A 13,183-nucleotide genomic window follows, 5' to 3' on the forward strand; every position below is an offset into this window, starting at 1 on the left:
CTCCTTTTCCCATATTATAACATAAGTTTTCTGATTATTCACATTAATTACTCGTAATCAATATTTCTCAACTGTTACATCCCTTACAGCAGCCTTAATATACGGTGACCCTTGTAAACTTTGTAAATCCTCTGTTTTCCTGTTACGACTACACCGTATATTGGTAAGTCTTTTGGTTTGGTGTTTTTTATTTCTTTATCCCGCATTAAGACCCCACATCAAAATTCAGCGGAAGCAAAGAAGTTAGGTGGGGGGCGGACTGCTCGTAAAAGCCCGATTGGTGAGGGCTGATAATCAGTGGGGGATGCCCTCACCACTGATTAAAGTTTCACTTTATAGTTTATCCTAAAATATTCTCGATATCCCTCTTTATTTTCACTTAAAGATATCCAAATACAGCTTTTATAAATTTTTCCATAGTAAAAAGCACATTTATTTTGATGTGCTCTTCACATATAATTTAGTAAAATATGAACCATTTTTTTGAAACAAAAACTCCCACTCATCTCTCCCCATACTATCGTTATGACTTAGTTGCCATAATAATTGAACGAGGATAAAATCCCAGCTTTTCATAAAATGATACAGCTTCATTTCCATACACTACTGTTAATTCAATTTCATCTATCTTTTTCACTTTAAACCATTCCACTGCACTATTCATTAATTTCAAACCAAATCCGTTTCTTCGGTATTTTTCATCAACAAATAAAACTTCAATCTTTCCGCTTACGCTTTTACTATACGCTATACAAAATCCTAATATATTATCTGTTTCTGACTCAATCAATAATTCAATTCTATATTCTCCGTACTTTGAGTTCTTTTTATAATTTTCAATACGTTCCTCAAATGTCATTCTTGGGTAATCGCCAGAAAAATATTTTGATTTATTATTATGATATTCATGCAATTTATTTAAGGATTCTCTTATTATCTCTATTTCATCGAGAGTGATATATTTATTACTAATTCTCATCCTATAGCATCTCCAATAATATATATTTCAGCAAAAAAATAAGACTGTTTTTTGTTCACAAAATATTACTCTATTATTCCATCGCTTCCCTCACAACATCTTGAATCATAACAACTTCCGTTTTCATATCAACAGATGGTGCTTCTTCATCAATACATTCATGCCAAAATTCCAAGTGCTTTTTATCGATTTCATAATGAGAATTTTCGACAAGAGCCCCGCCTTCTCCTTGCACAGAATACCAATATAAGTATTCTTCTCCATCTCTTATTTCCCGGAAAATTGTCTCAACGTGCATCTTTTCGTCGTTTAATGTCAAAAGCACTTCTTTCATATTGTCATTAAGAAGCTGCATCCATTCATCTACACGATGACTTTTACCTTGTTTCACTTTGAATCTCGTTAATTCCACATTCATTTTTATTCCCCCGTTTTCTTACGTACAAACAATCTATATTCTATCGGATTATGAAAACTTAATTTACTAGCTAGTTTTTGCGAAGGAATATTGTCTACATAACAATCCCAGCACGGTGTAATATCATTTTGCATGCAATGCTCAATGAACCGTGTTGCAACAGCTTGAGCTAATCCTTTTCCTTGATATGCTTCATGTGTTGCGATATCTATTTCAGCATAACCATTCCCGCTAAATATTGAGACGCATTCAGCTACAATTATCCCATCTTGTTCTATACAAAATCCAAAACCACTATTCAAAAAAGTTTCTTTTGATCCCCAATATTCTTTGTAGTACTTCTCTTTAAATTCACTGCTTCGCTCTATATCTCTTCTATCAATACGCTTCACTTCATATGTATTTTTGTTACAATCTCGTTTTCTCTCCTCAAAGGTTACTCTTTGAAATTTCATTCGCGGGATGTTCCGAAGTGTATTACTAAAACGCTCTTCTAACATCATTTCCCACTCTTCACTTGAAGTAAAGAGTGTAAATCTCTTCTCTGTTTTCTCAATAGCTGTTTTTAAATATGAAAATAACTCTTCGTTATAATTTTGATCATCAGTATCACCAAATAAATAATAAATACCGTTAGCTGTAATAATTAACCCTGCTGTTAATTGCCCGTTTACAAAAACCTCACCATCTACCATTTGATCACATACCGCATAAGCAAATGTCGTCGTTCTTGTATTACTTTCCAAAATCGGAATGATTTTTCTATACTCGGCTACAGATAATTTTTTCATAATTGCTCCACTATAATCGTATCAGCCTCTATATGTTCAAAACAAAGATTTACCGTCCTCTTTAATGCTCTCGTTCTATGAATCGTACATGCTGGAATTAAAATAGAATCATTTGGCTTTAAAACCGCCGTTTCTCCATCTTCAAAATCAATAAGTAACTCTCCCTCTAGCACAATAAATAATTCATCCGAATTAGAATGATAGTGCCAATCATATTCACCAGTAAATACAGCGATGCGTAAGCAATGACTGTTTATGTTTGAAACGACGAAGTTTTTATGTTGATCTTGAATGTCTTTTGTTAATTCTATTAAGTTCACAGTTTCCATATTTCATCCCATCCTTCCATTAGTCGTTCTTCTGAAAAACCAACTTAGTCTCCACCACCTCCGCAATCTCCTCCGCCATCACTTGAGCTGCTACAATCGTTGCTACTGTAGTCACCGAATCCACTTGATGAGCTTGAATTGGATGAAGATTTTTTGCTTCTTTTTCTATCTTTTTTACTTTCATGACTAGGCCAAACCTTATCAAATAATATAAAGAATAAGATTCCTTCTACCATAACAAGCATAACGCCAAAAATACCTTCAATAACATTAGGGGTTATCCCCAAACATTTAACCATCCCACATAAAAACACACAAAAAATCACATACAAGAACATACAAATATATCGAAATACTTTTTCTATCATAAGGACTACTTTTTTTGAAAAAGGTATGTTCTGTTCCTGTTTTCTCTTCATATACTTTTGTCTCTTAACTTGCTTTTTCTTCCTCTTTTTGCTCCCCATTGAATCCCCTCTTTTTGTTATATAATTCTAAATTATCATAATAAAAATCGATTTACACCAATAAATAACAATTATTCACATGTTATTTCCCCATATAAAAAAAGACCCTCCTCATAAAGGAAGGTCTCAAATGTATTTCTATTATGATAAAGCAGGAGCTTTTTCAAGTAGCTCTTTCGCATCAGCGTATTGTAAGCCGTGAGCTTCTGCAACTGCTTCGAATGTTACATATCCATCTAATGTGTTAATACCTTTTAGTAATGCAGTGTTGCCTAAGCAAGCATCTTTGTAACCTTTGTTCGCAATTTGTACTGCATATGGTACTGTTACGTTTGTTAATGCAAGAGTTGACGTACGTGGAACCGCACCTGGCATATTAGCAACTGCATAATGAACAACGCCGTGTTTTTCGTAAGTTGGGTTATCATGAGTTGTAATACGATCAGTTGTTTCGAAAATACCACCTTGGTCAATCGCGATATCTACAACGACAGAACCTGGTTCCATTGATTGAATCATTTCTTCAGTTACAAGTTTTGGCGCTTTTGCACCTGGAATTAATACTGCACCAATAACAAGGTCAGATTCTTTAACAGCTTCTGCAATGTTGTATGGATTAGACATTAATGTTTTTACTTGGTTACCGAAAATATCATCTAATTGACGAAGACGTTCTGCACTTAAGTCAATGATTGTTACATCTGCACCTAAACCTACTGCAATCTTAGCTGCGTTTGTACCAGCTTGACCACCGCCGATGATTGTTACTTTGCCGCGTTTTACCCCTGGAACGCCTGCAAGTAAAATACCTTTACCACCCTTGTTTTTCTCAAGGAATTGTGCACCGATTTGTGCAGACATACGACCAGCTACTTCACTCATAGGTGCAAGTAATGGTAAAGAACGATTGTCTAATTGTACTGTTTCGTATGCGATTGATGCAACTTTGTTATCGATTAATGCTTTCGTTAATTCTGGTTCTGGAGCTAAGTGTAAGTATGTGAATAAAATTAAACCTTCACGGAAATAGCCGTATTCACTTGCTACTGGCTCTTTTACCTTCATAACCATATCTTGATTCCATGCTTCTTCAGCAGTTTCTACAAGTTTCGCACCAGCTTGTACGTATTCTTCATCCGTAAAGCCAGATCCTAAACCTGCTCCTTTTTGAACAAAAACTTCATGACCATTTTGTACTAAATGTACTGCTCCCGCTGGCGTCATTGCCACACGGTTTTCATTGTTTTTAATTTCTGTTGGAATACCGATACGCATGATTAGTTCCCCCTTGAGTTATGAAATGACCCCTGAATCATTTTTTAAAGCGCTTTCTACGCTCTTATATTTTAACATAATATCTCAATATTTGACAAAAAAATAACACGAGTTTTCCGATAGATTTAATTTTATATTAAAGGACAGTATTATCCGCACCTCTCAGCACAATGGATAAACTGTCCAATTATTCGAAACTTCATCTTATTTTATTCTATCGATGTCTATGAATAACATCCACTGCACCAGTAACTTCAATAATTGTACCGGTAATCATATCGGAATCGTCCTCACATAAAAACGAAATGGTTCTTGCAATATCTTCACCTGTTCCAGATCTACCAATCGGTGTGTTATGCTCTTTCAGCTGACGTGCTTCTTGAATAGTTGCCTCTTTCATCTCGCCTATAATATCACCAGGACATACCATGTTCGCAGTAATACCATACTCCGCTTCTTCATAAGCAACTGTTTTCGTTAATGAAACAAGTCCTACTTTCGCTGCGGCAAAAGCTGAACGATAAATCCATCCCGGTGCACTATCCGCCCCTTGAAATCCGTAATTAATAATACGGCCAAAGTTCTGTTTTCTCATGACCGGAACGACAAGTTTTAATAAATGAAATACCGCTGTTAAATTTCCCTGAATCATTTCATTCCATTCATCTTCTTCATAATCAACTAACTTTTTTCGTTCAAATACATATGGACCAGCATTATTAATTAAAAAGTCAATTTTGCCAAAACGGCTCATCGCTTCTTCTACTATTTTATGTAAATCTTCCTTTTTCGTGACATCCGCTTGCACGAATTGTAGACGCTCTTCCACATCTTTATATGTTTCTTTCATCGTTTCCATAGCCGTGGTATCGCTATGGTACGTTACTGTTACTGAATAGCCTTTAGCCAATAACTTTTCTGTTACTTGCTTTCCTAAACCTTTCGTACCGGCTGTAATGAGCGCATGTCTCACAAAACTGCCCCCTTTTAAATTGCTATACTTCATATGTAACAAGTTCTCGCTCCAATTACAACTAAAATGAATTGAAACAGAGTTTTCAAAATTCTGTAACGTTTCTGGCAAGCACGTTACCAAAATTTGTTTTATACTTAAGTTGTAAACAGTTATAAAACAGATTGGGAGGAATTTACTATGAATAATACATATACAAATATTTTAATCGCGGTGGATGGTTCTAAAGAAGCAGAAAAAGCCTTTAAAAAAGCAATTCAAGTCGCAAAGCGCAACAATGCAACATTAACAATTGCTCATATCGTTGATGTAAAAGCATACTCAGCAGTAGAAGCTTATAGCCGTGCAATTGCGGAACGTGCAAATCTATTTGCAGAAGACTTATTAGAAGACTACAAAAAAACTGCGCTTGAAGCTGGTCTTGAAAAAATTGAAACTGTATTAGAATTCGGTAATCCTAAATCAAAAATTTCAAAAGAAATCGCTCCAAATCATAAAGTAGATTTAATTATGTGTGGTGCGACTGGTTTAAATGCTGTTGAGCGTTTCCTAATTGGTAGCGTCTCTGAACATATTATTCGCTATGCGAAATGCGATGTCCTTGTTGTTCGTGGTGATGAGGAACAAGGTGAGCTTTAATTTATAGATAAAACACCAAGTCCACATAGGCTTGGTGTTTTTCATTTTATAAACTTCACTATAAACACAAGACATGCTACGACAACAACGGTAATTGCCAACACATAAGGCGGAAGAAACTTCAAAGACCATAATGCCATCATAATTGTCGCGATCGTTAAGTACGTTTGCCTTGCATCTGCTGTCATTTTTTTACGAAGTAAGAAAACGTACAAATAGCCAATTGGCGGCGTAATAAAGCAAAGAACATATATGATTTTTGATTTTAAATACCACTTTTGTTCTCCGAGTTTCTTTATATCTTCTTCTATTCTCTTATGCTCTTGCTCTCTCGCTTCTTCTACAAGCGGATTTTCCTCTTCTCCTCGCTTTTCTTTCATATAAGGAAGAAAGTGCATAAAAAAATAGTATGCAAATACGAACGCTCCAAATCCAATATTTAATCTTTCTAATGGAATATGTTCACTAAAAAAAGCAGCAGTAAGCACTAAAGACAAACAATATGTCATCATCCAAAATGAATGTTTTCTCTTTTTCCGTTCCATTTCTTTTTCACCTTGTATATCTTTTCTTTTCGAAATCCATATAGAAATAAAGCAATCTACTACAAATAGAGCAAAAATAAATATCGCAACGTGTACTGTTTCTAAATCCTCAAATGAAAAGATATTTGGGAATGCAACGTGTAATACAATTAGCGTGTACAAAATTAACCCTATAAAATAAATACGTCTCATTTTTCATCCCTTTCTTATTTCCTAACATTACGTTAACATACATTTTTTAGAAATAGACGGACAAAATATATATGTGTAAAAAAGGAGGATGCAACATGGATGATTCTGAACGTATTATTTTAGATGCGAATGGGAAAGAACTCGAAATGCTAGATACGATTCGTACTCATTTTAAAGAGAAACATGGCGTTGAACTAAGTAACGGTGCATTACTTAGAGATTTGATGGATATTGAGTATATTCGAATTACGGAAGATCGACATAAGTATGATTAAAAGAAAAACGACTGCAGGCGAATGCCATCAGTCGTTTTCTTTCTTTATTTAAGCTCTTGATGCTTCCCGCCCATACCACCTTGCTCATTGCTATCTTGGTGTACAGTTAGTTTATTTGTTTTCGTATCTTTTAAAACTCTATATGTATATGATTCATTTGGTTCATCTTTAAACTGCACATTCATTCCATACGAATCCATTTTGCTATAAAAGGCCGGTTTTATATATAAAATATCACTTTCTTTATATCCTTTATCTTGCAAATGCCACATCGTTGCGATAATCGCTTCTTCTCGCTTTTCTTTTTCACCAACATACATATATTTGTCCAAAAGAAACACTTTAGCATTTGCAATTAAACTAATTACCAGTACAATGATAAACACTATTTTTTTCATAGACTTCCCCTAAATTGTTATTTTTTACTATATTGTAACTTAAATATTATTAAAAAACAAAGTACGCCAGACTTTACTAGACTGGCGTACTTCCCAACTCAATTCTTAATAAATTCTTTCGTTAACCCCTTCGCCTTCTCCAAAGCGTTTTTGATTTGTTCAAATCCTGTTCCACCCGAACTATTACGACGCTTTACAGCCGCATATGGTGAAAGAACTTCATACAAATCCTCTTCAAATAAAGAGCTCATTTCTTTATATGTTTCAAGCGAGACATCTAATAAATAAATTCCTTTTTGTGTGCAATATAGCACTAACTTCCCAACAATTTCATGAGCTTGACGGAATGGTAGTCCTTTGTTTGCTAAATAGTCGGCAATTTCTGTTGCGTTGGAGAAATCTTGCGTCACAGCTTGCCCCATTTTTTCTTTGTTTACAGTCATCGTTTCAAGCATGCCCGCCATAATATGAAGGCATCCTTCTACTGTTTTTACTGTATCAAACATTCCTTCTTTATCTTCTTGCAAGTCTTTATTGTAAGCGAGCGGTAATCCTTTCATTACTGTAAGTAAACTGAATAAATTACCGTATACTCTGCCTGTTTTACCACGGATTAGTTCCGCCATATCCGGATTTTTCTTTTGCGGCATAATGCTGCTTCCAGTTGCGTATTGATCGCTCATTTCAATAAATTGAAACTCTTGGCTACTCCATAAAATAAGTTCTTCACAAAAGCGCGATAAGTGCATCATAAGCAGAGATGAGTTACTTAAAAACTCCAAGATGAAATCACGATCGCTTACTGCATCTAAACTATTTTCATATATTCCATTAAATCCAAGAAGCTCCGCACTATATTCTCGGTCAATCGGGAATGTCGTCCCAGCTAGCGCTCCTGCTCCTAATGGGGAGATATTAATACGCTTTAACGAATCTTCATAACGATTTACATCACGCTCTAACATCCAAAAGTAAGCGAGAATATGATGAGCAAATGAAATCGGCTGAGCACGTTGCAAATGCGTATAGCCAGGCATAATCGTTTCAATATTATTTTCTGCTTGATGAACAAGAACAGTTTGCAATTGTTTTGTAGCTTTTATAATATGTTCTACCTTTTCTTTTAAATACAAATGCATATCTGTCGCTACTTGATCATTACGACTTCGGCCAGTGTGAAGTTTTCCTCCTACTTCGCCAATTTGTTCAATTAACATTTTTTCGATGTTTAAATGAATATCCTCTGCTTCTACTAAAAATTGTAGCTTATTCTCTTTTGCTTCTTTCAATAAATATTGAAGACCTATCTTTATTTTCTCTGCTTCTTCTTTCGTAACGATGCCTTGCTTTGCTAGCATCGTTACGTGTGCAATACTCCCGTTTATATCTTGATTTACTAATTGTTGATCGAAAGAGATGGATGCTCCAAACTCTTCAACCCACGCTTCCGCTTCTTCAGTAAAACGTCCGCCCCAAAGTTTGCTCACGCTTCCACCTTCTTTTGATTCACTTGGCTGTATACTTTCGTCGGTAAACCAAATAATGAAATGAATCCAACTGCTGCATCATGATTAAATTCGTCCTGGGCAGTATATGTTGCTAATTTTTCATCGTATAAAGAGTATTCAGATTTACGTCCTTCTACAATCGCATGACCTTTAAATAATTTCACACGCACTGTACCTGTTACATTCTTTTGCGTTTCTTGTAAAAATGCATGAAGCGCTTGTTTTAAAGGTGAGAACCATAAACCGTTATAAATAAGTTCTGTTATTTTCTGTTCAATCACTGGTTTAAAATGCGCTACTTCTTTTACGTGTGTTAAATCTTCCAACTCTTTATGCGCAGTGATTAACGTCATTGCTGCTGGGCATTCGTATACTTCACGAGATTTAATACCGACAAGACGATTTTCTACGTGATCAATACGTCCAACGCCGTGTTTTCCAGCAAGCGCATTTAACGTTTTAATTAATTCTGCAAGTGAATATGCAGTGCCATTTAAAGTAGTCGGTACGCCCGCTTCAAATCCGATTTCTACAAACTCTGGTTTATTCGGTGTATCTTCTAACGCTAATGTCATCTCATATGCATCTTCTGGCGGCGCTGCCCATGGATCTTCTAAAATTCCACATTCGTTGCTGCGTCCCCATAAGTTTTGATCGATTGAAAACGGGCTATCTAAATTAATCGGAATTGGTACATCGTTTTCTTTTGCATATGCAATTTCTTCTTCACGTGACCATTTCCATTCACGTACAGGCGCAATCACTTCTAAGTAAGGATTTAATGCTTGGATAGAAACTTCAAAACGAACTTGGTCATTTCCTTTTCCTGTACATCCGTGTGCAACTGCAGTTGCGCCTTCTTGTTCTGCGATTTCTACCAATTTCTTCGCAATAAGCGGACGAGATAATGCAGAGACAAGAGGGTATTTTCCTTCGTATAATGTGTGTGCTTGCATCGCCATCAATGCATATTCGTTTGCAAATTCTTCTTGAACGTCAATCATATATGATTTAATTGCACCTACTGAAAGTGCCTTTTCTTTTACAAATGCTAAGTCTTTACCTTCCCCTAAGTCTAAACAAAGCGCGATAATATCATAATTCTTCTCTTGTAACCATTTAATTGCAACGGAAGTATCAAGACCTCCGGAATATGCTAATACAACTTTTTTCTTCTCCATTTTGCATCCCCCTAAAGAATAAATATTCATTTTATTTTATAATAATTCACACTTTAACACCTTTCACAAAATGTATCAAGAGTCATTTTCAAATTTTTTCAAACAATTTCGTCGAACTTCTTTCTGTTTTTCTGTACAATATAAGCAGGAAAACGGGGGTGAACTTATGGAAAAGTATTTCTTATACGATGAACATCTAGGAATTGAAATTCCACATTTACAAGAAGACTGGGAAGAAATCCCCGAAAAAATGCAACATGCTATTTTACTAAAATGGGAACAAGTTCGCGGGAAAATTCCTGATCGTATAAAAGAACTTGAGCACTATATTAATAAAAAACAACATTATTTAAATAACGAAGAAGACTTCGAAGTTTCTTGTAAACTAAATTCAGAAATTGCCGATCTTGCTTCCATCATTAATGACCTTTGGCTTTGGTATCGACTCACTCAAAATGTATCTGAGGGGAAAGCACACCAATGAAAAAAGCATGCCCCTCAATTACTTTGGGTCATGCTTTTTTTGTCGTAACATGATTTACAATATATCTCTTGTGCTGTTTTTGCCAAACACACATCAAAAGGGCCAACTAATATACTTCTTTCTTTCGGCAACTTTGCAAAAGCAACAAGCTCTTCTTCATATTGAATTTTTTTCTGACATGAAATACAAATTAATTCTTTTCTTTTGAACATTTCTTTTAGCATACCTTCACTCTCCCCTTCATCTATCTATATTAATATACTCTCATAATAGTTAAGACTTGTAAAAAAATGACACATTCCGAATCGAATGATTCATATACTATGTACAAAAGGAGGTCTACAGCTTATGCGTGCTTTCGTTATTATCGCTTTAACTTTTTTAAGTGTGATTAGTTGGGATGCGTTTTTCAAAGATAAAAGTGATGAAAAGAATACAACGGAATAAAACCTTTTTTCTTACTTATTGGACAAACCGTTACAAACTGTCCAATCCTCCGAAATAACTTAGGCTTTTCTACAAAAATATTTAAACATAACATTTTTTGTAGATTCCCTCCGTTTATTGTCGGTTTCCATCCGCATACATTTTTTAAAAGTATGATATAATAGTATAAATCTTGAAGGAAGGGATTTTGATATCATGATCGCTCGAAGGAGCATGTGGCATCGTATTGACGAATCATACACGTAGCGTATTTTTCAGCTCAGATACTTTAGTCTAGCGAAAAAAATACGAGAGTGGGGAAATTATGATTGCCCGAAGGATAATTTGGCAAAAAAAAGACTCTTCTTACACATAGCGTTTTGTTTAGGACTTAATTGTTACTAACTAAACAAAACAAAGAAGAGCAGGATTGCTAAATGAAGAATCCTACTCCACGTTTTGTTTAGTCGTTTTAAGACTTAAACTAAAACGAAGGTAGGGAGAATTGATGGACGAGAGGATTATTCGTTATTTCTTCAGCGACATATAGCGTAGTTAGTTTTTTCGTAAACTAACTGAAAGCTACATGTGAGCTCGTAGTTAGTTTACAACACAAAAAGGACTACTAACTACGGAAAGAAGGAATAACGATGAGGAACATCCAAAGTCGGCAAATTATTAAAGAAATTTTTATGGTTTTAATCGGTTCATTTATTTTAGCAGCAGCGCTATATCACATTCACTTCCAAAACCACTTAACAGAAGGTGGCTTTGTAGGAATTGCACTATTCATTCAAAACTTTTATGATATTTCACCATCTATTTCAACTGTATTAATGGATATCCCAATTATTTTACTGTGTGCTTCATTTTTAGGTAGAAAAATGGTTGGCTATTCATTCCTAGGTTCAATTTCATTCGGAGTATTTTATTCCTTTATGGAAAATTATTCTCCATTTACGGTAGATTTATCAAATAACTTATTTATAGCTGCAGTAGTTGGCGGTGCGTTAGCTGGTATTGGACTCGGTTTTATATTGCGATTTGGCGGTGCAACCGGTGGAGACGATATTTTAACAATTGTATTAAGTAAACGAACTCGTTTTACAATTGGGCAAATTTTCTTCGTCTTTGACGCGATTGTTCTTGCGCTTTCATTATATTATTTAAATTGGACAGAAATTGCTTTTACTATTCTTTCGATTGCCGTACAGGCAAAAACATTGGATTTAATTTATTATCCAAAAACAGAAAAAACAGCAGAAAAGCAGCCAGTATCTGTTCCAATGTCCAAAAAACATGCAACAAATTAAAAAAGCGAAAGGCTTCGGCCTCTCGCTTTTTTTATGCTCTTTTTTCTTTCTCGACTATATGGCGCACTTGATAAAATCTATTTGCAAATTCAGTAACGTTTCTTGTTAAACGATAATTCACTGTAGATCCAATTGCCATTCCAATTACCGGTATACCTTGGAATAATTTACGACGAAGAGCATAAATCGAAAATGTCTTCAAAATTTGTTTTAACACAACCTCAGTAGAAGCTGTTTGTAGCACTGCTTCGTCTCCTTCGTAGAAGAACGAATCTTCTTGCTCCAGCTCTTGCAATAAATTGTACCATGCGTATTGCTGAAGTCTTCCTGGTAGTAATGACGCATGAAACACCTTTAACGCAAGCATCATTTCATACGGCTTGTTCACATCATGTCCAAATGATGTTGCAATAAGTTGGACTGCCTTCACATTTAATGCGATCATAACCGGAAAATCCGCCGTTAATAATAATAAACCTCCAGCACCTGTTGCCCCGCCTTGTACAAATGAATATAGACGATGACGTGCTGTTTGCTGCTCTGCTATGTATGTTAATTGATCAATAGATAATGCTTTCAAATCTTCAAGCTGTTCAATCGATTCATCAAATAATCTTGATGTTCCTAAAATCCGATTACGTGCATCTAACTGTGCTTGTGAACTTTGAATAAATGCATGCAAATGAAAGAGCCATCCATCTGCTTTCGTGAAGAATTCTTTTCGCTTTTTCTCAGGTAATTTCGCAACTGTAGTATGTAACCATTTATCAAACACTTTTTGAAAATCGGTCGCTTCTTGCTCAACTAATTGCGCTTCCCATTCTTTTATATTGTCTAAAATGGCTTGTTCTCGCTTCGATCGCATCGTAACAACCACCTCGTTCGATTTTTTTCTATTGTAACATATTTCTGCTTATTCTTTGCAAATATGCTTGTCTATCTTTATTCACATACCATTTTTGAATGGCATAAAATATTAACAAAAAGGAT

17 protein-coding genes and 1 pseudogene are annotated in these 13,183 nt (G+C 35.2%); 4 read left to right on the forward strand and 14 right to left on the reverse strand.

Features of this window, described 5'->3' with window-relative positions:
• Nucleotides 1-57: 57 nt before the first annotated feature.
• The 8 genes and pseudogenes from N2V80_RS23045 to N2V80_RS23080 all read right to left on the reverse strand — a co-directional run.
• Nucleotides 58-197, reverse strand: a pseudogene (locus tag N2V80_RS23045) (anti sigma factor C-terminal domain-containing protein); the annotation flags it as partial.
• Between the two features lie 326 nt (nt 198-523).
• Complete coding sequence (locus tag N2V80_RS23050) at nt 524-979, reverse strand: GNAT family N-acetyltransferase (protein WP_001222923.1); 456 nt, start codon at nt 977-979, stop codon at nt 524-526.
• Nucleotides 980-1,052: 73 nt separating this feature from the next.
• On the reverse strand, nt 1,053-1,397 hold the full coding sequence (locus N2V80_RS23055; RefSeq protein ID WP_061654519.1) for a DUF6176 family protein: 345 nt from the start codon (nt 1,395-1,397) through the stop codon (nt 1,053-1,055).
• A gap of 2 nt (nt 1,398-1,399) precedes the next feature.
• Nucleotides 1,400-2,188: a GNAT family N-acetyltransferase gene (locus tag N2V80_RS23060; protein ID WP_061654520.1), complete on the reverse strand. Its 789-nt coding sequence runs from the start codon at nt 2,186-2,188 to the stop codon at nt 1,400-1,402.
• Complete coding sequence (locus N2V80_RS23065; RefSeq protein ID WP_000450931.1) at nt 2,185-2,517, reverse strand: cupin domain-containing protein; 333 nt, start codon at nt 2,515-2,517, stop codon at nt 2,185-2,187. The genes N2V80_RS23060 and N2V80_RS23065 overlap by 4 nt, the downstream gene beginning before the upstream one ends.
• A gap of 44 nt (nt 2,518-2,561) precedes the next feature.
• The gene (locus N2V80_RS23070) at nt 2,562-2,984 is read right to left on the reverse strand and encodes a hypothetical protein (protein ID WP_000534947.1); all 423 of its coding nucleotides are present in this window, start codon (nt 2,982-2,984) and stop codon (nt 2,562-2,564) included.
• Between the two features lie 141 nt (nt 2,985-3,125).
• Complete coding sequence (gene ald / locus N2V80_RS23075) at nt 3,126-4,259, reverse strand: alanine dehydrogenase (protein WP_001219402.1); 1,134 nt, start codon at nt 4,257-4,259, stop codon at nt 3,126-3,128.
• Between the two features lie 214 nt (nt 4,260-4,473).
• A complete protein-coding gene (locus N2V80_RS23080; protein ID WP_002062486.1) occupies nt 4,474-5,265 on the reverse strand; it encodes an SDR family oxidoreductase in 792 nt (263 codons plus the stop codon).
• 147 nt (nt 5,266-5,412) lie between these two features.
• Between N2V80_RS23080 and N2V80_RS23085 the strand changes: the two genes are divergently transcribed.
• Nucleotides 5,413-5,871 carry a universal stress protein gene (locus N2V80_RS23085; protein ID WP_001066673.1) on the forward strand — a complete coding sequence of 153 codons (459 nt, stop codon included), beginning with the start codon at nt 5,413-5,415 and terminating at the stop codon, nt 5,869-5,871.
• 41 nt (nt 5,872-5,912) lie between these two features.
• Here N2V80_RS23085 and N2V80_RS23090 read toward each other — a convergent pair whose 3' ends face one another.
• The gene (locus N2V80_RS23090) at nt 5,913-6,608 is read right to left on the reverse strand and encodes a hypothetical protein (protein WP_001252886.1); all 696 of its coding nucleotides are present in this window, start codon (nt 6,606-6,608) and stop codon (nt 5,913-5,915) included.
• 95 nt (nt 6,609-6,703) lie between these two features.
• On the opposite strand from N2V80_RS23090, the gene N2V80_RS23095 reads away from it, so the two are divergent.
• On the forward strand, nt 6,704-6,883 hold the full coding sequence (locus N2V80_RS23095; protein ID WP_061654593.1) for a hypothetical protein: 180 nt from the start codon (nt 6,704-6,706) through the stop codon (nt 6,881-6,883).
• A gap of 44 nt (nt 6,884-6,927) precedes the next feature.
• On the opposite strand, the gene N2V80_RS23100 is transcribed toward N2V80_RS23095, so the two are convergent.
• From N2V80_RS23100 to N2V80_RS23110, 3 genes are all read right to left on the reverse strand, one after another.
• Complete coding sequence (locus N2V80_RS23100) at nt 6,928-7,281, reverse strand: DUF3139 domain-containing protein (RefSeq protein WP_000724675.1); 354 nt, start codon at nt 7,279-7,281, stop codon at nt 6,928-6,930.
• 98 nt (nt 7,282-7,379) lie between these two features.
• Nucleotides 7,380-8,768, reverse strand: a complete 1,389-nt coding sequence (argH, locus tag N2V80_RS23105) for an argininosuccinate lyase (protein ID WP_000041281.1) — start codon at nt 8,766-8,768, stop codon at nt 7,380-7,382.
• On the reverse strand, nt 8,765-9,970 hold the full coding sequence (locus tag N2V80_RS23110) for an argininosuccinate synthase (RefSeq protein ID WP_000412315.1): 1,206 nt from the start codon (nt 9,968-9,970) through the stop codon (nt 8,765-8,767). The genes argH and N2V80_RS23110 overlap by 4 nt, the downstream gene beginning before the upstream one ends.
• Before the next feature lie 166 nt (nt 9,971-10,136).
• On the opposite strand from N2V80_RS23110, the gene N2V80_RS23115 reads away from it, so the two are divergent.
• Entirely contained in the window at nt 10,137-10,454 is a 318-nt protein-coding gene (locus tag N2V80_RS23115) for a hypothetical protein (RefSeq protein WP_000417216.1), read from the forward strand.
• 14 nt (nt 10,455-10,468) lie between these two features.
• Here the strand turns inward: N2V80_RS23115 and N2V80_RS23120 are convergent, their stop codons facing one another.
• On the reverse strand, nt 10,469-10,678 hold the full coding sequence (locus tag N2V80_RS23120; protein WP_061654594.1) for a hypothetical protein: 210 nt from the start codon (nt 10,676-10,678) through the stop codon (nt 10,469-10,471).
• Between the two features lie 852 nt (nt 10,679-11,530).
• Here N2V80_RS23120 and N2V80_RS23125 point away from each other — a divergent pair.
• Nucleotides 11,531-12,193 (forward strand): YitT family protein, encoded by a 663-nt coding sequence (locus tag N2V80_RS23125; RefSeq protein WP_001244515.1) that lies wholly within the window; start codon nt 11,531-11,533, stop codon nt 12,191-12,193.
• 31 nt (nt 12,194-12,224) lie between these two features.
• On the opposite strand, the gene N2V80_RS23130 is transcribed toward N2V80_RS23125, so the two are convergent.
• Entirely contained in the window at nt 12,225-13,058 is an 834-nt protein-coding gene (locus tag N2V80_RS23130) for an EcsC family protein (RefSeq protein ID WP_001256853.1), read from the reverse strand.
• Nucleotides 13,059-13,183: the final 125 nt, after the last annotated feature.

Source organism: Bacillus sp. FSL W8-0640 (genome assembly GCF_038007725.1).
Classification (GTDB): Bacteria; Bacillota; Bacilli; order Bacillales; family Bacillaceae_G; genus Bacillus_A; species Bacillus_A cereus.

Bases quoted from the DNA above. Each gene is read 5' to 3' on its own strand.
- N2V80_RS23055 (WP_061654519.1), bottom strand. From the start codon at position 1,397: ATGAATGTGGAATTAACGAGATTCAAAGTGAAACAAGGTAAAAGTCAT.
- N2V80_RS23070 (WP_000534947.1), bottom strand. From the start codon at position 2,984: ATGGGGAGCAAAAAGAGGAAGAAAAAGCAAGTTAAGAGACAAAAGTAT.
- ald (WP_001219402.1), bottom strand. From the start codon at position 4,259: ATGCGTATCGGTATTCCAACAGAAATTAAAAACAATGAAAACCGTGTG.
- N2V80_RS23130 (WP_001256853.1), bottom strand. From the start codon at position 13,058: ATGCGATCGAAGCGAGAACAAGCCATTTTAGACAATATAAAAGAATGG.
- N2V80_RS23065 (WP_000450931.1), bottom strand. From the start codon at position 2,517: ATGGAAACTGTGAACTTAATAGAATTAACAAAAGACATTCAAGATCAA.
- N2V80_RS23110 (WP_000412315.1), bottom strand. From the start codon at position 9,970: ATGGAGAAGAAAAAAGTTGTATTAGCATATTCCGGAGGTCTTGATACT.
- N2V80_RS23095 (WP_061654593.1), top strand. From the start codon at position 6,704: ATGGATGATTCTGAACGTATTATTTTAGATGCGAATGGGAAAGAACTC.
- N2V80_RS23090 (WP_001252886.1), bottom strand. From the start codon at position 6,608: ATGAGACGTATTTATTTTATAGGGTTAATTTTGTACACGCTAATTGTA.
- N2V80_RS23115 (WP_000417216.1), top strand. From the start codon at position 10,137: ATGGAAAAGTATTTCTTATACGATGAACATCTAGGAATTGAAATTCCA.
- N2V80_RS23060 (WP_061654520.1), bottom strand. From the start codon at position 2,188: ATGAAAAAATTATCTGTAGCCGAGTATAGAAAAATCATTCCGATTTTG.
- N2V80_RS23100 (WP_000724675.1), bottom strand. From the start codon at position 7,281: ATGAAAAAAATAGTGTTTATCATTGTACTGGTAATTAGTTTAATTGCA.
- N2V80_RS23120 (WP_061654594.1), bottom strand. From the start codon at position 10,678: ATGCTAAAAGAAATGTTCAAAAGAAAAGAATTAATTTGTATTTCATGT.
- N2V80_RS23050 (WP_001222923.1), bottom strand. From the start codon at position 979: ATGAGAATTAGTAATAAATATATCACTCTCGATGAAATAGAGATAATA.
- N2V80_RS23085 (WP_001066673.1), top strand. From the start codon at position 5,413: ATGAATAATACATATACAAATATTTTAATCGCGGTGGATGGTTCTAAA.
- N2V80_RS23080 (WP_002062486.1), bottom strand. From the start codon at position 5,265: ATGAAGTATAGCAATTTAAAAGGGGGCAGTTTTGTGAGACATGCGCTC.
- N2V80_RS23125 (WP_001244515.1), top strand. From the start codon at position 11,531: ATGAGGAACATCCAAAGTCGGCAAATTATTAAAGAAATTTTTATGGTT.